This is a genomic window from Psychrobium sp. 1_MG-2023, assembly GCF_030689115.1.
Classification (GTDB): domain Bacteria; phylum Pseudomonadota; class Gammaproteobacteria; order Enterobacterales; family Psychrobiaceae; genus Psychrobium.
Window position 1 is genome coordinate 1 of sequence record NZ_JAUYVJ010000038.1, and the last position, 19,914, is coordinate 19,914.

The 19,914-nt window shown below is 41.2% G+C and carries 20 protein-coding genes; 15 read left to right on the top strand and 5 right to left on the bottom strand.

Annotated elements, in window-relative coordinates; genetic code table 11:
* The first annotated feature begins 225 nt into the window (after positions 1 to 225).
* A complete protein-coding gene (locus Q8W26_RS15975; protein WP_101215967.1) occupies positions 226 to 426 on the top strand; it encodes a hypothetical protein in 201 nt (66 codons plus the stop codon).
* Positions 427 to 785: 359 nt separating this feature from the next.
* Here the strand turns inward: Q8W26_RS15975 and Q8W26_RS15980 are convergent, their stop codons facing one another.
* Positions 786 to 1,379, bottom strand: a complete 594-nt coding sequence (locus tag Q8W26_RS15980; protein ID WP_101215966.1) for a TetR/AcrR family transcriptional regulator — start codon at positions 1,377 to 1,379, stop codon at positions 786 to 788.
* A 103-nt stretch (positions 1,380 to 1,482) separates the two neighbouring features.
* Between Q8W26_RS15980 and Q8W26_RS15985 the strand changes: the two genes are divergently transcribed.
* Positions 1,483 to 2,376 (top strand): DMT family transporter, encoded by an 894-nt coding sequence (locus Q8W26_RS15985; protein ID WP_101215965.1) that lies wholly within the window; start codon positions 1,483 to 1,485, stop codon positions 2,374 to 2,376.
* 86 nt (positions 2,377 to 2,462) lie between these two features.
* Here Q8W26_RS15985 and Q8W26_RS15990 read toward each other — a convergent pair whose 3' ends face one another.
* Entirely contained in the window at positions 2,463 to 4,487 is a 2,025-nt protein-coding gene (locus Q8W26_RS15990; protein ID WP_101215964.1) for a TonB-dependent siderophore receptor, read from the bottom strand.
* A 73-nt stretch (positions 4,488 to 4,560) separates the two neighbouring features.
* Between Q8W26_RS15990 and Q8W26_RS15995 the strand changes: the two genes are divergently transcribed.
* On the top strand, positions 4,561 to 4,950 hold the full coding sequence (locus tag Q8W26_RS15995; protein WP_101215963.1) for a MerR family transcriptional regulator: 390 nt from the start codon (positions 4,561 to 4,563) through the stop codon (positions 4,948 to 4,950).
* Between the two features lie 10 nt (positions 4,951 to 4,960).
* On the opposite strand, the gene Q8W26_RS16000 is transcribed toward Q8W26_RS15995, so the two are convergent.
* The gene (locus tag Q8W26_RS16000) at positions 4,961 to 5,947 is read right to left on the bottom strand and encodes an MBL fold metallo-hydrolase (RefSeq protein ID WP_101215962.1); all 987 of its coding nucleotides are present in this window, start codon (positions 5,945 to 5,947) and stop codon (positions 4,961 to 4,963) included.
* 339 nt (positions 5,948 to 6,286) lie between these two features.
* On the opposite strand from Q8W26_RS16000, the gene Q8W26_RS16005 reads away from it, so the two are divergent.
* The 3 genes from Q8W26_RS16005 (at position 6,287) to Q8W26_RS16015 (ending at position 9,575) form a co-directional block, all read left to right on the top strand.
* On the top strand, positions 6,287 to 7,396 hold the full coding sequence (locus Q8W26_RS16005) for a hypothetical protein (protein ID WP_305473766.1): 1,110 nt from the start codon (positions 6,287 to 6,289) through the stop codon (positions 7,394 to 7,396).
* A 6-nt stretch (positions 7,397 to 7,402) separates the two neighbouring features.
* The gene (locus Q8W26_RS16010; protein WP_101215961.1) at positions 7,403 to 9,016 is read left to right on the top strand and encodes a BCCT family transporter; all 1,614 of its coding nucleotides are present in this window, start codon (positions 7,403 to 7,405) and stop codon (positions 9,014 to 9,016) included.
* A 196-nt stretch (positions 9,017 to 9,212) separates the two neighbouring features.
* Positions 9,213 to 9,575, top strand: a complete 363-nt coding sequence (locus tag Q8W26_RS16015) for a hypothetical protein (RefSeq protein ID WP_101215960.1) — start codon at positions 9,213 to 9,215, stop codon at positions 9,573 to 9,575.
* A 71-nt stretch (positions 9,576 to 9,646) separates the two neighbouring features.
* On the opposite strand, the gene Q8W26_RS16020 is transcribed toward Q8W26_RS16015, so the two are convergent.
* Positions 9,647 to 9,997, bottom strand: coding sequence for a hypothetical protein (locus Q8W26_RS16020; protein WP_101215959.1), 351 nt, complete (start codon positions 9,995 to 9,997; stop codon positions 9,647 to 9,649).
* Positions 9,998 to 10,174: 177 nt separating this feature from the next.
* Here Q8W26_RS16020 and Q8W26_RS16025 point away from each other — a divergent pair, with 177 nt between their 5' ends.
* The 6 genes from Q8W26_RS16025 (at position 10,175) to Q8W26_RS16050 (ending at position 14,939) form a co-directional block, all read left to right on the top strand.
* The gene (locus tag Q8W26_RS16025) at positions 10,175 to 10,750 is read left to right on the top strand and encodes a murein L,D-transpeptidase family protein (protein WP_305473767.1); all 576 of its coding nucleotides are present in this window, start codon (positions 10,175 to 10,177) and stop codon (positions 10,748 to 10,750) included.
* Between the two features lie 119 nt (positions 10,751 to 10,869).
* Positions 10,870 to 11,160: a DUF3817 domain-containing protein gene (locus Q8W26_RS16030; protein WP_101215958.1), complete on the top strand. Its 291-nt coding sequence runs from the start codon at positions 10,870 to 10,872 to the stop codon at positions 11,158 to 11,160.
* A 181-nt stretch (positions 11,161 to 11,341) separates the two neighbouring features.
* The gene (locus Q8W26_RS16035) at positions 11,342 to 11,710 is read left to right on the top strand and encodes a hypothetical protein (protein WP_101215957.1); all 369 of its coding nucleotides are present in this window, start codon (positions 11,342 to 11,344) and stop codon (positions 11,708 to 11,710) included.
* Between the two features lie 91 nt (positions 11,711 to 11,801).
* Positions 11,802 to 12,161, top strand: coding sequence for a hypothetical protein (locus Q8W26_RS16040; RefSeq protein WP_101215956.1), 360 nt, complete (start codon positions 11,802 to 11,804; stop codon positions 12,159 to 12,161).
* 195 nt (positions 12,162 to 12,356) lie between these two features.
* A complete protein-coding gene (locus tag Q8W26_RS16045; RefSeq protein ID WP_101215955.1) occupies positions 12,357 to 13,985 on the top strand; it encodes a B12-binding domain-containing radical SAM protein in 1,629 nt (542 codons plus the stop codon).
* A gap of 201 nt (positions 13,986 to 14,186) precedes the next feature.
* A complete protein-coding gene (locus Q8W26_RS16050) occupies positions 14,187 to 14,939 on the top strand; it encodes a sporulation protein (protein ID WP_101215954.1) in 753 nt (250 codons plus the stop codon).
* A 70-nt stretch (positions 14,940 to 15,009) separates the two neighbouring features.
* Here the strand turns inward: Q8W26_RS16050 and Q8W26_RS16055 are convergent, their stop codons facing one another.
* Entirely contained in the window at positions 15,010 to 16,149 is a 1,140-nt protein-coding gene (locus Q8W26_RS16055; protein WP_101215953.1) for a Na/Pi symporter, read from the bottom strand.
* A 50-nt stretch (positions 16,150 to 16,199) separates the two neighbouring features.
* On the opposite strand from Q8W26_RS16055, the gene Q8W26_RS16060 reads away from it, so the two are divergent.
* The 3 genes from Q8W26_RS16060 (at position 16,200) to Q8W26_RS16070 (ending at position 19,878) form a co-directional block, all read left to right on the top strand.
* Positions 16,200 to 16,400 carry a hypothetical protein gene (locus tag Q8W26_RS16060; RefSeq protein ID WP_153071549.1) on the top strand — a complete coding sequence of 67 codons (201 nt, stop codon included), beginning with the start codon at positions 16,200 to 16,202 and terminating at the stop codon, positions 16,398 to 16,400.
* Between the two features lie 130 nt (positions 16,401 to 16,530).
* Entirely contained in the window at positions 16,531 to 19,044 is a 2,514-nt protein-coding gene (locus tag Q8W26_RS16065) for an RND family transporter (RefSeq protein ID WP_101215951.1), read from the top strand.
* Between the two features lie 318 nt (positions 19,045 to 19,362).
* The gene (locus tag Q8W26_RS16070; protein ID WP_153071548.1) at positions 19,363 to 19,878 is read left to right on the top strand and encodes a hypothetical protein; all 516 of its coding nucleotides are present in this window, start codon (positions 19,363 to 19,365) and stop codon (positions 19,876 to 19,878) included.
* Positions 19,879 to 19,914 lie beyond the last annotated feature (36 nt).

A 19,914-nucleotide genomic window follows, 5' to 3' on the forward strand; every position in this document is an offset into this window, starting at 1 on the left:
TGATTTTTTGTGTTTAGCCATAATAATCTCAAGTGGATAAATAGTGAGGTTATTATTCTAAAAGCCCATTAACATTGCTAGGTGGGGTTAATTGACCGCTTACCTTTAAAGGCATAAGAGTTACCGTTATTGGTTGATAACTCTCTGAATAAATGGATTATTACATTCCGTCGTTCGTTTTTATAAATACAGGTTGTTTTTCGAATTCAAAGAAGGGCTTATATTATGAGTAAGCAGCACAACAAATTACCGCCTATCAGTTTCCCCGGGATTGGTTTGGTATTTGGAACAGGTCTAGGAATTACATTTGGCCCTGCTCTGTTTGGGGATGTGAGTCTAGGGCTTGTTTTCGGCTCAACGTTTGGCCTCATTGCTGGTTCAGTCGCGTATAGCTTGTCAAAAAGTAACGATGGTGACGAAAAATAGTTAGCATGAATGGTAAATCCACCTAATAAGAATCAATGTGGGACAGTCTGCTCGGTTTTACTCTGCGACAGCATGTTAGCAAGGTAATTTAGTCCCTTAAATGAGCATTAACAGTCAATTTTTATATCATAAGGAAATGTATTTTTAAGGTTCATCAAGGTAGATGATTTCATCGCTTTAAAGTAGACCACTAACCCAGCCTATAAGCGCATCAAAGTGATATTCTTTAATGCGACATTTATCAACACAGAACGGTAGGTTTATTCTGAAGTTAAATGTATGTTGCTAGGCAGCCAGTGAAGCGCTTTATCGATTCCTCATAACAGCCGCCTTGTGGGGAAGTTTAGTTACAGTTATTGTTAAAGTGTTAACCCGAACTGCTTTGCTAAACGCTGTAGAGTATGTACTTGGCAAGTATCACTCTGATAAATCCGCGACATAATATAGCCTCCTTGGATCTGCTCCATCAAAATGAAACTCAAATCTTCAGCAGATAAATCTGATGAAATCAGCTTTTGATCTTGAGCTGCTTGGAAATTGTGCTTAAGAAAAACAAATAGTTCATCAAAGAATTCTTGAATAGGCTTATTCAATTCATGCTTTTGCGCTGATGTTTCATACATAAAGCGTCCAAACTTACAGCCAGCCGTGCCTTGACGTGGCAATTTTAAATATGCCTCAATACGTTTTTTCGGGTCGGATATTGTTGATGAAATGTGGCTTAGTTCAGTGGTCTTTTCTTCAACAATTTGCTCCAGTACGGCATTGGCTAAGTCATCTTTATTTGAAAAATGATGATAAAAACTCCCCTGCCCAACGCCACTTGCAGCATAAATGGCTTGAGGGCTCGTTGCCTCAAAACCATTTCTCAAAAAAAGTTCTGTCGCAGCAGATAAAATACGTTCTCGCCCTTGACCACGTGGTAAACGCTCTTTTTTAAGTGGTTGAGACATTATTTAACCCTTGAATATTTGCATTTCGTCCGATTGTACCATAAGGTACAAAACCTAATTGTACCACCTAGTACATAACTTGCTATTTCATGGAGAATAAAGCATGAATTCCAATACAAGCTCTAGAACGTCGACAAGTGACATCAACCGCTTTGCACTGCCGTTCTTTTTTGTGCTCCTTTATGGCAGTGGTTTTGTGGGTGCAAAGCTTGGGCTCCCGCATTCTTCGCCGTTAAGTTTTCTAACTTTAAGGTTTTTTGCAGCGGGCATATTACTTTTTTTTATCGCCTATTGGTTTGGTGAACAACGTCCGAGTTGGCGTGACACTGTACATATTGCAATAGCAGGAACCCTGACCGTGTGCCTATTCTCGATTGGCGTTTTCGTCTCAATTGATATGGGCTTAACTCCAGCACTTTCAGCCTTAATCATCGCACTGCAACCAATCCTCGTTGCCTTGTTTGCACAAACGTTAATTAATGAAAAAATGAATTCATCACAGTGGTTAGGGCTGTTCTGTGGTTTTTTAGGCGTGGCTGTTGTCGTCAGTCAGTCAATTGAAACAGGCCCTTTTAGCTGGGTTGCCATCGGTATGTCCGTGCTGGCTTTGCTGGGCGTGACCTTTGGTAGCTTATACCAGAAGCGTTTTTGTCAGAATATGGCGCTATTCTCCGGTGGCGCTATTCAATCACTGACTTCTGCTTTCATCTGCCTGCTATTATTACCTTTTTTTGATGTTTTTGACGTTGTTTTAACAAGCGAGTTCATCATTGCGCTTGTTTACATGACTGTAGGTGTGTCATTAGGAGCCCTGAGCTTACTTTATTTAATGATCAGGCGAGGAGAAGTAAGCAAAGTTGCAAGTGTATTTTATTTAACCCCAGTATCAGCAGCTGTCAGTGCTTACCTGCTATTTGGTGACACGATTGAAGAAACTACGTTGTTAGGAGCGAGCATTATTGCGTTAGGTATCTTCCTGACCAACCGAAAAAGCTAGCAGCAGTGTCAGGGAAAAGTATATCTAATCAAAGGCAATACCTGCACTTCGCAGGCATTGCATTTTTAAAGCTCAACCGTTATTCACTAACCACCAAACTTAATCCTAACCCCAGCATTGGCAATAAAGCCGTCGTTGCGTGACCAGATATCCGTGGTCCATTGACCACTTGGTGCTTGCGCCGGCAAGAGTAATGGGTGCTCATCAGTTTGTTTAACATCAAGTAGGTTTTCTAAATTGATAAACCAGCTGAATCGGCCAACAGTGATCTCCCCCATTAAACCTAAATGCCAGTATGGGCTAGACTTTTCAATATAAGGGTTATCATTTAAGCGTTGCGACCCTGTGTAATAGGCTTCAAAACCTGCTCTGAAGTTACCATGTTGCTCCCACATCGCAACAAAACCTGCCGAGTACTTAGGTGTCAATGCAATCGCTCTTGTGCCTTGGCCATTGGGTGCACGCTCAGTGGCGTCTAGATACAAATAACTTGCGGTTAATTTGACGTCATGCCAGTAGTAACGAAGTAACGCCTCAGAGCCGCGAATTTTACTTTGCCCCTCTGCATTAACCAGTCTTACCCTATTTAACGCCCCTGTGTTATCTGATGCAACGGCTTGCAACACAGTGGCATTATCGACTGTTGAACTAAATAAGGTTAGGCTGGTTTCAATGCTGTCAAAGGTATAAGTGACATCAACCGAAGCCGTTTCCGCTTGTTCTGCTTTCAAGTGTCCAATGGGTTCCAGTCTTGACAACCCAGCCGCGTCAACGGCTTCAACAAAGGGTGTTGGCGCGAAATAGCCCTGCCCGTACGACCCTCTAATCGTTAAATCACCCGGTCGATATAGCAATGAGACTCTAGGACTAAATTGCGTGCCATATTCACTATGTTCATCGACTCGCGCGCTGTAAGAGGTGGTTAGGCTATCAGCATGCTCATAATCTAATTGAGCAAAAACTCCCGGCACTTGATAAGAATAATCGAACTCAGAGTAGGTATCAGAGGCAAAAATGTCGGCTTGATAAGCAAGTCCCACCACCCAATCACTGTGTTCGCTGTAACCAGCAATACTACTTTCTAACAAATAACTTTCATGTTGGTCATCATCAAAAGCATGACCATAACCATGCGTGTGCGTTTGTACCATCGCAGAGGCTCGTGCATTAAAAGTCAGCTCGTCTGATATTGGCATGTCAAAAACAAGACCGCCATCGATGCGTTGTGAGTCTTGTGATTGTTTGAAAAAGCTACCATCAGCAACTGTGCCATCATGAGCATTGCCCCCGTCTCGTTGCTCGGTCATGAAACCCGATGTAGCATATAGCGTCTGGCCTTCATCGCCTTGCCAAAACAGTCGCGGACGCACCGTATAACGCTCATACTCAGCCAGATCAAGCCAGCCATCGCTATCAATATCTTGACCGCTTTGACGATGCGCGCCAGCAGTCAACGAGCCTTTAAGCGAGTCAGTCAAAGGGCTTTCGAGATAGGTGGTGACATCTTGACCGTCAGCGGTGGTTAAATTGATGAGCATTTCACCTGTCGATTTATCGCCCGGCGTTCTTGACACAAGGTTAATCACACCACCTAATGCCGAGCCGCCATAAAGTGAAGACGCTGAGCCTTTGATTATCTCAACCCGTCCCAAATCAGTTGGTGGAATTTGCAATAAGCCAATAGAAGCAGCTTGATTGCCGTATAAAGGTAAGCCGTCTGCAAGGAGCTGAGTGTAACGACCGTATAACCCTTGCAGCCTGATGTTGGCACTGCCTAACGCTGGTGATGTCGTCTGAACACGAACGCCGCCAGTTTCCGCAACGAGCATCGAGATATTACCCGGGCGCATTGCCGCTTTTTCTTCAATTTCTTCTCGGTTGATAAGCTCAACCCGAATCGGTTGTTCATCAGCAATACGTCCTGAGCGCGTTGCCTGTACTGTGATCTTTTCTATGTGATCGTGTTCATGGCCATGCTCTTGAGCTTGGTGATGCTGTTTTTCGTGCCCGTGATCGTTATTTTTATCATGTTCATGTGATTGGCCTGCATGAGCTAACGGCACAAAAATGAGAGGCAGCGCAAAGGTTACGGGAAAGAAAGAATAAGACATAGATTGTTTCTTATAAGGTGATTTAACAAATGATATGCTCCATTATAAAGATTACAGTCACTAGAAGGTCAAGATGAAAATAAGTGAACTGGCGAGGGTAGCTCAAGTCCCTGTAAAAACGATTCGCTATTATGAGCAGGTGAGATTATTAACCCCTGCAACACGTGCTAGCAATGGTTATCGTCAATACCAACAATCTGACATTGAAACCCTAATCTTTATTAGGCGCTGTAGAGAGCTCAACATTGCTATCAGTGAAATAAAGCAGCTGGTTGATGTGCAACAAGATCCCAAAGCGTCATGTCACACGGTTGATAAAATTATTGATGACCAACTCGCCCGCATTCAACAAACTCAAAAAGAGTTGGCATTATTAGAGCAATCACTAGCAAAGCTGGCATCTTGTTGTGAAAACGACCAAATTGAAGATTGCCGCATCTTACATCAATTAAAGTCGCCTTAAGTTGTTTTTATTATTGTGTAATCCACCTTGCAATATTACTGAGCAAACGTTGAAAACCATTCATTGGCTTGATAATAAAGCGATCAAAAATGATTTCTGTCGGCTGTTGGTGTTGTTGTAACTGAGCATTGAGCTGATGCAAGCTTTGCACCTTCAAATCAAGGCTTGCTTCATCTGGCTGATAAGTCGAGCCGATTGGGTAATATAAACTTGGTTGTTTTTTCATTTCAATGTGAGCCCCCAAAATCGCAGTAACTTGATTGTTTAATGCAAATGTTGTCAACCGCTCTATGCTGTTACGATACATCTGCCAATCTTTCACATAGATTAAACCGGGGTATAAGGTGTCGCCGGTCATCAACCATTGGTTTTTATGATCGTAAAGCGTGATAGCTTCTTCTTGGTGACCTGGTGTTGCGAGTACGGTGATAGCTCTGTCTCCTAAATCAATGACTTTTTGCCCTTGTGGCCAGTTGTCAAAGCCCAAAAATCGATTCACATCACTTGCAGTAGTCGGCACTAACTTAATATTTTCCACCCCTTCAAAGCCTGCATCGCCTTGATAGTGATCGCTATGACTATGAGAATGCAACACAAGCAGTTCTTTACGCGTAAGCTGCTCACGACCGAGTGTCTGTTGTAAGGTTTGATACAAGGAGTGTTTAGGTTCATCGGTAAGTGCACCGGTATCTAACAGCAAGATTTTCTCGCTGCCAACGAAGACATAAATAAAAGGTGCTTCAAATGTTAAACATTTATTTTGTCTGATGATAAACGTTTGTTGATCATGCTGATAAACCTCATGCGCTGCAGATTGATTGTTATCACAATCAACAGCCCCATGGTGCCAGTTAGCTTTTGCAATCACCGACTGATGTTGTTCATTGACTTCAATCCCGTCAAATTGCTCAAGGCTATTGTCGTATGCACGCAGGCTGGAGTTGGCTGAACAGCCAGACAGTAAAAGTGTTAAAACGGCTAATGTACGAAGCTTCATTCATGATCCTAAAACTAACTAATTTTTTATTATCCACACAGCGATGTAAATGTTGTCGGATAATTCTTTTAGATAGCCATTAATATCACATAAATTCCACCACTTATAAACCTAAAGGCAGAGATTAACTAGTTTCAATGGCACAGAAAAACTGCCCACTTGTTGCCGTTACAATCAATAATGAGAAGAAAACACCCTCCCATTGGTTCCACTACAACTGGTTTTAACGTTTTAATTATCAAGTCTGTGATAGGTATGCCATATTTAGAAGAAAGAAAGAGTCAGGTTACATGCAGTACAAGCTATACTTATGTTTTATCGTGAAAAAAGGCGAAGTTTGTGATCAAACTCCTCACGTTTACTAGTATTGCAACAATCCTCCTTATTCCTCACCCTGACTTAAAAGCTGCAACAACTGAAGCTCAGATAGATATTGGTGGCGCAGTTAGGCTTAATTATGCTTGGAAAGATTATGGCCCAGACAATAATGGGACTTTCGATTTTGAGCTGTTTAGAATCGATGCCAATGTCAAGCAAGGAAAGTGGTTTCTCGATGCACAATACCGATGGTATCAAGGTTTTGAAGCGATTCACCATGCTGAAGTTGGCTATGTCATCGACGAGTCAAACACAATCCGTGTCGGACTAACGCAAGTTCCTTTTGGGATCGCACCTTATGCCTCGCATAGTTTCTGGTTTGGCGGAACTTATTATCTTGGCCTTGAGGATGACTATGATGCGGGGATAAAGTGGCATCATACACAAGGAAACTGGACGCTTGATACTGCCTACTTTTTAAATAGCGAATATGATGACCCGACACAATGGGGCCGTTATTCATTTGATCTCTCATCGTCATATGACCAAGCGAGAAGCAACAAAGAAGATGGCCAATTAAACGCTCGAGTGCAATATCAATGGGGCAAGCATACACTAGGCACTTCTTTACAAACTGGGAAGTTTAGAAACACGACTAACCAAGAGCGCGGCAATCATTGGGCTGCTGGAGTTCATTTTGATGGCCATTTTAATGACGGTTGGAACAGTCAAATTCAATTTATTAAATACCACTATGACTCAAAGAGCAGTTTGGAGACCGCTGATCACCGCATCACATTAGCTGCATTCGAGTTTCCATTTGAGATAGCAACCGAAGCTAATCTTGTGAGCGTTAACCTTGCAAAAAAAATGTCCGTCATGAACGATTTTGCAGACTCTGTCACCTGTTATAACGACAGTACCTACATCGATGCCTCTGATCATTCTGGCTTAGCGAACTCGATACAAAATGTAACAGGCTGCTTGATAACTAAAGGCGGTATAAACACCTATATCGACTGGGTTGCAGGTAAAAATATGTGGTTTGCCGGTGGACCCGGTATTGGCATAGATCAAGGTCAGCTAAAATGGCATTCGCGCTTAAATATCAATATTGGTTGGTACTTCTAGGAGAATATGGTGAAGGTAAATACAGAAGTACTTCATAATGAACAAAATAAAGTCGAAGATCCAATTTATGAAACGGCACACGAGGTCGGTGAGCACAATGTTGAAATCATGGGGATGGATTTACACAATTCGGTATTTTTATTTTCAGCAACATTAATCGCGCTATTTGTCACACTAACCCTAATATTCCCTGATGTTGCAAAACAATGGTTTGATGCAACAAAAGGTTGGTCTATTAATCACTTTGATTGGTTATTCATGATAGGCGGTAATCTTTTTGTGCTGTTTTGTCTGGCCTTAGTGATATTACCCGTCGGTAAGATTCGCCTCGGGGGGGCTGATGCCAAGCCCAGCTTTAGTGTATTGTCTTGGTTTGCGATGCTTTTTTCGGCCGGCATGGGCATTGGTTTAATGTTTTGGAGTGTCGCCGAGCCCGTGGGTTATTTTACTAACTGGTACGGAACACCATTAAACACTCCAGAGGGTACTGCGGAAGCGGCTAGAATGGCGATGGGCGCGACGATGTTTCACTGGGGGTTACATCCGTGGGCAATCTATGCCGTTGTTGGCTTATCGCTCGCCTTCTTCACTTATAACTGCAATATGCCATTAACTATTCGCTCGACTTTTTTTCCTATATTAGGTGAACGAGTGTGGGGCTGGCCAGGTAATATCATTGATACAACAGCCGTTTTAGCAACTATTTTTGGCCTAGCTACCTCTTTAGGTTTTGGCGCGCAACAAGCCGCAGGCGGGCTTCATTTTCTGTTTGATGTGCCCAATACCATTACCACGCAAATTGCCATTATCTTTGCGGTAACTTTTATTGCGATACTTTCCGTCGTCAGAGGGCTTGAGGGTGGCGTCAAAGTATTAAGTAATATCAACATGTCACTCGCATTAATATTGATGTTATTTGTTATATTCACCGGTTCAACTACTCTAATTATTAATGGTGTGGGCACCACACTGCTTGCATACGCTGAAAACATTATCCCCCTGAGTAACTGGGTAAACCGACAAGATACTACCTTTTATCACGGCTGGACCATTTTCTATTGGGCGTGGTGGATTTCATGGTCACCTTTTGTTGGGATGTTTATCGCGAGAATTTCACGGGGAAGAACAGTTCGTGAGTTTATCCTCGCCGTACTCTTTGTGCCTACCTTACTAACAACAGTATGGATGGCGACTTTTGGTGGCATGGGGCTTGAGCAAGCTAAGAATGGGGTTGGTCAACTGGCCAATGGGATTAGTGATAGCTCATTAGCGTTGTTTCAGATGCTAGAAAACCTGCCATTAGCCACCGTTACTTCTTTCCTAGCGATCTTGCTGGTATTGATATTCTTTATAACGTCATCAGACTCAGGCTCTCTTGTCATTGATAGTATTACCGCGGGCGGTAAAGTCGATGTTCCTGTGGTACAGCGTGTCTTTTGGGCAACTTTAGAAGGAGTTATCGCCGCCGTGCTTTTATTTGGTGGTGGCGCAGATGCCCTAGGTGCACTTCAAGCAGCAGCGATTACTGTTGGACTACCATTCACAGTCATATTAATTGTGATGTGTGTGAGTTTATTTCTCGGCCTAAGAAAAGAACATAGGGTATTAAAGAACAATTAAGTGATAATCTAACTAGGCTTCACGAGGGGAGCTAACATTGTGCTCTCCTCAAAGCCCTCTCTTTTTAGTTGCGATGATTCAACAAACAACAAGTTGAAATATAATAAGTTTGTAACTATTATACACAAAACTATTCGGGCGTGTCTTATACCACCAGCCTCTGCCTACCTTAATATCTGCTTCACAAGGGATTTGTGTGATTACCAAAACGTTAAAATATCTCCTCACGCTTTTTTGCGAGCTGCAAATTGCGTTAATTGCAGTCTACGTTCTAACGGTTTTATTCTTACAAATAGTCATTACGCCAATGATCATATTCACCTTGGTAGGGTCTATTTCATTAAATTACTTACCTCAAGCGCAAGCGATTTATCTCATCGGTAGCTGTGCAGTTGTCGGCGCTATCCTCGGTCTAATTTGGGCAAATAGTATTAGAAAGAAATACGGTATTGTTAAGTTTCATGCATTTTTACTCTCAACACCTGAAATTGATGGCCGCCATGATAGAAATGGCAATGCGATAGCTAAACCATCAGGGCAAGAAGGCGTTTACACCTAAACGCTATGACCTCCAACTAGAGAAAACTGTCAAGCTTCCCTTATCAGATAGACTTAACAACAGACTCGAAGCTAGTTTTTATTATTTAAACGATTAGATGTAATCGCCTCCAGCTCCACTTCAACAATGTCGATATACGACATCACTGACTCATAATTATCTTTGGAAGCCCTTCCTGTCAGGATAAGGTTAAAGGTGTAGAGTTTAATACGAGTTAGATCATTATGGCACTTACCATAAAAGGAAAGCTCTAAATTATTAATGGAACACTTTTTTTGAATGTCCTTTACTTCAGCAAGTAGAACCTTCGGTGACTTAATCTTTTCTTTACTTGTATCGCTACACGCCGTTCCACCTACACTACACATAAAAAAGAAAATAAGCCATGCGAGTGCTTGCTTAAACAATACAGACAAAAACATCGAGAACATCCTTATGCAGCTAGGACACCTACTCTTAATTCTAGTCGCCATGTCTTTAAACGGCGTTAAATCACCCTAAAAATACGCCGACCTCATGCTGCTCATTCACTTATTATTAAGCAGCACTAAGTATAATATTCAACCGGATGTACCACCAACTAACTCATTGGATAAACCGTGCGACTAAACGTCATTAAATACCCAATCATTATTATCGCAGCTATCGCGATTTATTCTTTCGCCAAACAATTCATCAATCAGGATAGTTGCTTAGATTCAGGAGGTCGCTGGTTAGCGTCAATTCAGCAATGTGAAACTCAAGCGTTTTCAGCCGTTGACTTGGTCAAGGTCGATAAATCAGCGGGTAAAATGATATTGCTAAGCCATGGTCAAATTGTACGTGAGTATAACGTAGCCTTGGGTAGTAATCCGCAAGGGCATAAGCAACAAGAAGGTGATGAAAGGACGCCTGAAGGCACTTATACCCTCGATTACAAAAAAGAAGACTCTTCATTTTATCGCGCGATGCATATCAACTACCCAAACACACACGATAAAGCACAGGCGAAAAAATTGGGGGTCTCAGCAGGTGGGTTTATTATGGTGCACGGTCAAAGAAATGACTTGGGCTGGTTTGCCCCTATCATGCAGCTCTTTAATTGGACCGATGGCTGCATTGCTTTAACCAATCAAGAGATGGATGATTTTATGAATTTAGTTACCGTTGGCACAAAAATACAAATAAAAGGTTAATTCTGTTTACGCATGCCCCCAAGCCAAAACAAAATCTGCTATGATCCGCATCCAGTTTATTAGCAGTTAGATAATTTAGTCATTTTTAGGTCAATTATCTATCAAATCAAGGGGCAATAATGCTTACGTTGTTTCGAGCAGTTAGTTTATTAGAGGGGCTATCGTATATAGCCATATTAAGTATTACGATGGGGTTTGTGAGTCGTGAATTCGTTTCACAAGTGGGTATGGCCCATGGCATCTTGTTTATGATGTATGTATTCTTATCAATGCAAGTCTGTAATAAACAGCGCTGGTCAGGAAAGGTTTCTACACTATTATTTTTAGCCTCTCTCGTGCCTTTTGCTTTCATACCTGTGGAGCTCTTTGTAAAAAAAGCAATTAATAACCCACAACAAGCAAGCAGCTAAACTCCGTTAAGCGCTTAATATACTACTGCCAGTATCAACGCTGATGACACGGCAGTAGTCATAACACCGTCACATTGACTCAACACACGTTGCCACTTGCCACTTGCCACTTGAAAAGTGCTCGCCGCTCCCCCAGTTCTATAACATATTCAGAAAAAGATTATTATCGAAGGGAGGGAAAGTGCGAAGTAAAACAATACACTTGGTTTTTTGCCTACTACTGATAAGCATATTTTCTTTCAGTGCTTTCTTTGGGGTCATCTTCGGTGACACACACCCGAAAAAGCATATTCGAGCCGATGAATTCTACTCTCAGCCCGTACTATCTCAACAAAACCAGCCCCCCGAATCAGTCAACACTAGCGTTCATTATGCGTTAGTCGCCAACACACAGCTATTTTCAACGTTAATCGACAACTATCACCAACACCTGACCATTGACTGGCGCTGGCGACAACAGCAAACCTTTGCGATCAAACAGCAACGACTGACTCACTTTTCATTTGTGACAATTATTCAATTTGCCCAACGTCAACGTTTTAACTCTTAAAAACTCACCATAACAGCGCAACAAGTCACTCTCTTAGCCTTAAATAAGAAAGGCTTGTTTGTGGCTTACCCGAAACTTAAGAGTGATTATTATGACTAAAACCATTACTGCCTTACTAACCGTGGCCTTACTGACTGCTGCCTTATGCATAACAGCAGGAACATTTATATTCAAACAAGGGGCTCTCCCTGAGCTTCATCAATTACTGACTCAACTGATTAATCATCAATTAACGCGCCAGTTACTCCCTTGGGGATTGTTTGTGATTTTAATTTATTGTTGGATTAAATTAACCCAGTGGGCCAAAAAACGTCGCACCGCCGCTTATGCTGTTGGCGCCCTAGTACAAATGGTACTTCCCGATCCTTATGTTGAACGAACGCTGCAAACCGTTAAGCAACAAAAAGAAAGTATAAAAAAGCAAAATGAAAATGATGATGAAACGACCTAATCAACGGTAATGCTTTGTTAGGTTAAGCAGGAAGTGGCCAATGCTATGGCTACTTCCTCCCTCACGTCATCGTTATCACAATGGGGAGATTGCCGCTCACTTCACGCTTCCCCCCTTCAATAAAATCAGCTACTGAATATCCTGCTTTATTGCTGTATTATGGCGGCCAGACTTTTCAAGATATTTAAGAACACGATGGCAACCCAACAATTCAGCTCAGATTTTTCCGTTAAGCAAATCGATATCGCAGCCGCTGACACGTCAGAGCCTATTGAGTACAACCCGACTCACCAACATGAAGCGCTCGACAGTTCAGCTAAGATTGTATTAGCAACAATTAATGCCAAGTACATTCATGCAAGTTTAGGTTTACGTTATCTCTACGCGAACTTAAAAGAGCTGCAAGGTAATTGTGAAATCAAAGAGTTTGTTATTCAAACCCGTGCTATTGATATTGTGGAGCGCATCTTAGAATCCAAACCTGATATTGTTGGCTTTGGGGTTTATATTTGGAATATTGTCGAAACAACTAACGTTGTGAGCCTATTGAAAGTAATAGCGCCAGAGATAAAAATAGTGTTGGGCGGGCCAGAAGTTAGTTATGAGTCAAATAATCAAGCCATTGTTGAGTCGGCAGATTATGTATTAACGGGCCCTGCGGATGAAAGTTTTTATCTGTTGTGTAAAGACATCATCAACAATACCGAGCCAGCGCAAAAAGTCTTAAAATCAAAACCAATTGCCCTGCCCGATCTTGAACTACCTTATCAATATTACACTGATGAAGACTTAAAAAACCGACTGCTGTACGTTGAAGCGTCACGTGGCTGTCCGTTTAAGTGTGAGTTTTGCTTATCATCATTAGATACTGCATCAAACCCCTTTGAATTAGATCTGTTTTTAGAGGAGATGGAAACACTCTATCAACGCGGCGCACGTAACTTTAAGTTTATCGACCGCACATTTAACTTAAATATAAAAACCACGATGCAAATCATGCAGTTTTTCTTAGATAAGATGAGTGATGAGCTATTTCTTCATTTCGAAGTAGTGCCCGATCATCTGCCAAGAAAGCTTAAAGAGCTGTTAACTCAGTTCCCAGAAGGTAGCTTGCAGTTTGAAGTCGGTATTCAAACCTTTAATCCAGAGGTTCAAGTGAATATCAACCGTAAGCAAAACAACCCAAAATCGAAAGAGAATCTGTTGTGGCTTCGTGAAAACACCAGTGCTCACATTCATGCCGACCTGATCTTCGGCTTACCGGGTGAAACCTTTGACACCTTTAGAGCAAGTTTTAACGAGCTCTACCTGTGCCGCCCACATGAAATTCAATTAGGCATTTTAAAGCGCCTTAAAGGTAGCCCAATCATCCGCCATACTGAAGCCTTTGATTTACGCTTTAACCCGCTGCCACCCTTTAATATTTTAAGTACGGATCGCGTTGACTTTGCAACGATGCAACATGTTAATCGATTCGCTCGCTATTGGGATATGATGGGTAATTCAGGGCGCTTTAAGCATACGATGCCACATTTGCTCGACGGTAACCCATTTGATAACTTTATGGCCGTTGCCGATTGGATTTTTGAAAAAACGGGCCAGACCCATCAAATTAATCTAAAAAAGCTATTTGAATACTTGTCTCAAGCCATAGCGCAGCTATTTCCAGAAAAACACGCCGCAGTTCTATCGGCAATGGAGTTAGACTTTAACGCTTCTAAACTCAAAGGTAACTTTAATACCCTTGATTTACATGGCAACCAACAAAAAGTAGCAAGCAGCCAAAATAAACTCGCACAACGTCAACAGCAACACATGCAGTAACGACGGTCAGTTTAAGGGTTGATACAATTAAGTGTCAGCCCCCTGCCTAGCCAACCACACACGCCAGCTTCCCCTTAGCAACAGATAACCACCTGACACGTATTGTTACATCCTGCGATAATATTCTCTTTATAAACGTTTAATTACTATTTATATTCGTATGACAGTATATGAGTTAAACGTTTATCTAAGGAATGTGAAATGTTAAAGAAGTTATTAGCCAGTGTTGGCATCGGTAAGGCTAAAGTTGATGCCATTTTGTTAAGTAACCAACTAACGGCAGGAAGTAGCTTTGATATCGAAGTGGTGATCACTGGTGGCGACGTGGAGCAAGAGCTTAATGCAATCGAACTAGCCATCATGGCACAAGCTAAAGCAGAAAGTTCAATTGGCGAAGACGATATTAAATATAACAAAAATGTTGTATTGCAACATTGGAATCAACCGTTAAATATTACTATCAAACCGGGCGAAACGGTAACCCATCAATTTACCCTAACACTACACCCCGAAACACCAGCGACACAGCTATTTGGTCAATCGGTTTCAAAAGTATGGCTGCAAACCGGTCTTGATATCAAAAGCGGTATTGATGGTTCAGATAAAGACAGTCTATCCATTGTACCGTCTGCGACTCAACTTGCCGTGCTCGATGTTATTTCACAAAGCGGTTACCGTCTATTCAAAGTAGATATCGAAGCTGGAAGAGTCAGAGGATCTAACTTTAGTTCTCAGCTGCCTTGTTATCAGGAATATGAATTTAAGCCTGAATCTCGCTCATTTTTTGGCGCGAAAGAACTTGAGGTAACCTTTGTCGATAATGGCGATCAAACGGGCGTTCTTATTGAAATTGACCGTGCTTTTGTCGGTGACGGTTATCGTAGTATCTCAATACCCAATCATTGTCAGACTGAAGCGGCTGTCAGACCTTATATCGAACAAGTATTAGCTTAAACTTGCTCAAAAAAAAGCGGCGATAGGTTAATAGCCTATCGCCGCTTTATTGTTGATACTTAGTTTGAGCTTAACGAGCACCAATTAAGATTAAACCCGGTAGCGCAAAGAAAGTACCAAATACATAACTAAACGCTAAGAATTTATTTTTTGTACCTACTTCAGCTAAGTGGTCAGCAGCTTTTAACGGTAATTCACGTAATACTGGAATACCATATATCACCGCTACAGCAAGGACGTTAAAGAAGAAGTGTACTAATGCAATGGTTAGTGCTGCTTGAGCCATCTCACCAGAAATTGCAGTGGCCGCTAATAATGCCGTAATGGTTGTGCCAATGTTTGCACCTAGCGTAAATGGATAAATTTGACGCGTTGTAAACATGCCACTACCCGCTAATGGGATCATTAAGCTCGTTGTTGTTGATGATGACTGTACCATTACCGTCACAACAGCACCTGATGTGATACCAGCAACTGGCCCTTTACCAATAGCACCGTGTAAGATGCTCTTCGCTTTACCCACTAATACTTTCTTTAATACTTTGCCCAAGAACGTCACAGAAAATAGAATTAACATCACGCCCACAATAACCATCGCGACACCGGCCATTTTACCCGGTACGAATGACACTAAATCACCGATAAAGTTAACACCGGGTTTAGTCAGCGGCTTCATAAAGTTTAGCCCTTTCATCGATAAATCACTACCACCGATAAAAAAGTGCGCTGTCGTTCTAGCAAGTTTTTCTAATAAACCAAACATCATTTCTAATGGCAGGAAGATTGTTACCGCCATTAAATTAAAGAAGTCATGAACCGTTGCCGCACTAAAAGCACGCTTAAAATCAGCTTGTTCACGAATATGACCAATAGAAACGATGGTATTGGTAATCGTGGTGCCCATGTTGGCACCCATAATTAATGGGATTGCAATTGAGATTGGTAAGCCACCAGCGACTAAACCTACAGTGACGGCTGTTACCGTTGAAGAAGATTGCACCAGCGCTGTCGCTAATGTACCTAAAATAAGTGCAACAAATGGGTTGGTTGCAAATTCAAAAATTTGTGCAGCTCCGGCACTACCGCCAGAAAATAATTTAAAACCACTACTGACGCTGCCTACAGCAACTAGCATACAGTAGACTAAGAAAATGACCGCTGACCAATTTAAAAATTTTGTTAGTGTGTGCGGTTGTTGAGTTGTATTCATCTTTTTACCTTTTGGGTATCATTCCAACGCGAATTATTAGTGACGTTGTTGTGACAACTGTGTTTCAGTTTTTTGACACGGGCATTAGAACAGATGAATATGACAGTAATATTTCAGTGGGGTTAGATTTTAGCCATTTAAGTTTAAAAGGGCATTTATGTAAGGTACATCACATTGCCGTTGTTTCATTTTACGCTGTTGATATGCTCAATTCATCTCAACCACTATTCTCAATGAGCTTGATAGCCTGAACAGTAACTTAAAGCTCATTAAAAAATTAATCACGTAATAGCGAGTTATTCGATGGTTCATGACAAAAATCAATACGCCGCTCTGTAATGAGTCCATAATTTAATTAATAAAAAATCAAATAAGCCCCTTATGCTACCGAACATCGAATCGCTCTATTCTAAATATATTCTTGCTAAGCCTAAACAGACTTGCTTGTTAGTTTTACTGGTTAGTTTGTTATTCATTTTCCAAATACCAAACTTTAGATTAGATGCATCAAGTGACACCTTGGTTATCGAAAACGATGCTGATTTGGCGTTTTATCGTGAAATAAAGAACCGTTATGGTTCCGATGATTTTTTGATTATGACGTTTAGCCCTCAACAGGACTTGTTCACTGTACCCAGTCTTAAAAAGTTACAACAGCTTTCAAACCAGCTAATAGCCCTAAACGGTGTCTCAAACGTTATTAGCATTCTTAATGTCCCCTTAATTAATAGCCCAGCAATTTCAGCCGAAGAGCTGCAACAACGAACACCAACGCTATTAAGTCATGGAACAGATCAACAACTTGCCAAAACAGAGCTTATATCTAGCCCCCTCTATCGAGATTTATTAATTAGTAGCAACAGTAACACTACGGCATTGCTGATTTATTTAAAATCAGATGAGGCTCTTGAGTCCCTAAAACAACAGCGAGAACATGCCCAATCATTAGTCGATAACAAACCGTTGTCTTTTGAGCTTCGCCAAGCCTTAAGTTCACACAACACCGCACTTAACCAACATATAAAGACGTCTCAGCACCAGCAAGCAAAGTTAATAGCCGATATCAGACAATTAATGACGCTATATAGCAGCGATACAACTCTCCATTTGGGTGGTATTCCCATGATTACTGCTGATTCAATTGCTTTTATCCAACATGATTTAACAACGCTTGGCGTGATGGTGCTGATTTTTATTATTATTACACTCGCGATAGCTTTTTCACGGTTGCAATGGGTCGTACTACCGTTAGTCACCTGCTTTGTCACTGGAGCCGTAATGCTCGGGTTGTTGGCATGGTTAAATTGGCCCGTGACCGTTGTATCATCAAATTTTTTATCCTTGATGTTGATCCTAACCTTATCACTCACTATTCATTTGGTTGTACGTTATCAAGAGCTACACTGGCAAAATCCTCAAGCCAGCCAATTAATATTGGTTAGAACAATGCTGCGTAAAAAGTTTATTCCTTGTTTGTTTACTGCAGTCACAACCATCGTTGCCTTTGTTTCACTGGTTGTAAGTGGGATTCGCCCCGTTATCGATTTCGGTTGGATGATGACACTTAGTATCACGGTATCTTTTATCATGGCGTTTACCTTTTTCCCAGCCATGTTAATGCTGCTACCTGTTGGTCAGCCAGTAAACCAACAAAACTTAACGAAGCGCTTGGTTCTGACAGTTGCACAAATTTTATTCCGCAATAAACTTAGTGTCGCTGTTAGTTACCTCATCATCATTTTACTGTGCGTGATTGGTATTTCATCCCTAACCGTAGAAAACCGCTTTATTGATTACTTTAAACCTGAGACAGAAATCTACCAAGGGATGGCATTAATTGATAAGGAACTTGGAGGCACGACTCCACTAGATATCATTATTAATGCGCCAAAACCAACTGAGATTGCCAACAATACAGGTAAAGAGCCACTCAATGCGCTTGATGACGAACTTGATTTAGATTTCGATGAGTCCGATTTATTCGATGACGAAGAGCCAGAGCTTGCATCAATCAGCAACGGCTATTGGTTTAACCCCACGATGCTTGAGGAAGTGCGAAGTATTCATCATTACCTAGATAGCCAACCGCAGCTGGGTAAAGTGCTTTCCGTGTCTTCTGGTTTGTCATTGATAAATCAAATAGAGCCTAAAACCAAAAACGATAACTTCACCTTGTCTATTGTTTATAGCAAGCTACCATTGTCTGTTAAATCGGTGATTATCGATCCATATATCTCACAAGATGGTAACCAGATTCGATTTAGTATCCGCGTGTTTGAGAGTGATAGGTCACTAAAACGGGAAGAGTTATTGGACAACATCAAGCAAGGTTTGGTCAATAACTTTGACTTAGCCCCAGAACAGATTCAATTCTCAGGTATGTTGGTTTTATATAACAACATGCTACAAAGCTTATTCGACTCTCAAATTTATACCTTAGGTACCGTATTCTTTTGTATCTTTCTGATGTTCTTGATGCTTTACCGCAACATTTCACTTTCACTGATCACACTAGTCCCTAACTTAGTCGCCGCAGCGATGGTGCTGGGTTTGATGGGCTGGCTTAATATCCCATTGGATATTATGACCATTACTATTGCCGCTATTTGTGTCGGTATCGCTGTTGATGACTCAATCCACTACGTTCATCGATTTAAAGTTGAATATGCAAAACATCAAGACTACCAAGTCGCCATCTTAAACTCACACGCCAGTATTGGGCGTGCGATGTATTATACTTCGATTACAATCACCTTCGGTTTTTCAATCTTTGTACTATCGAACTTTAATCCATCAATGTTTTTTGGCTTGTTAACTGGTTTTGCTATGTTAGTTGCGCTTATCGCAAATTTAACGTTGCTACCATTGTTACTCATGCGGTTTAAACCCTTATAAAGCCGCTAAACGGGTTAGCTGTTCGGGTTTTCCTTTTATATATTTTGAAATAGATTAAACAATATAACGTCAGAAAAGCTTACTTTAGAAAATTGAAATATACTATTTTTTGCACTATGATGATTCCACTTTAGTTGCATAGGCAAGCAAATTAGAAAGAATTTGCCTAATTTTTTAGCTTTATAGAAATAATTTCAAGTAGATAAAAGGATTTATCATGTTTTGGTTAGCGCTCTTCTCTTTCGTTTTTTTCGCTTTATTCGTCTTGGACAGCGACAACCAGCCTAACACTCACTTCCAACTTCAGGGCCAAAGGCAATGAGTTGCATGGTAGAAGCATTGGAGCAATGGATTGAACAGACCAATCAATACCATGAAGATAAAAGGCTAAGCTGCACTTGTTTACTTGAAAAGCTCAATGGCTTTTATTCATTAGACTTCCTACAAAACAGTTATTTTGTCATTGTGCCCGTGATCCCAATGCCCGATAGGTCTGAATTACGACAGTTAGGCTTAGATGACTTATTGAATAAAGAACTTAATGCGTTCACCTATAAAAACACTTACTATATTCTTCCACATGTGGCCTTAGATATTAATACGCATTTCCATGAATTAGTGCGTGTCGCTCAATGGCAACATTTTGGTACAACAGGTTTTTTAGAGCGTTATATCACTGAGATACAGTGCTTTGGCTGTCTCAATGCACCGTTAAGAAAAGTTGCAACAGGCCTTAGCAAACACTTTTTGAATCAAGGCTGTTCTTTCGATGTGCCGACATTAGTCAGTCATCCCAATAATTTAGACGACCCCTTAATAACTCAAGTCGGTTAGTCATCCGCGCATTGTGAAATTTCAATAACACTTGAT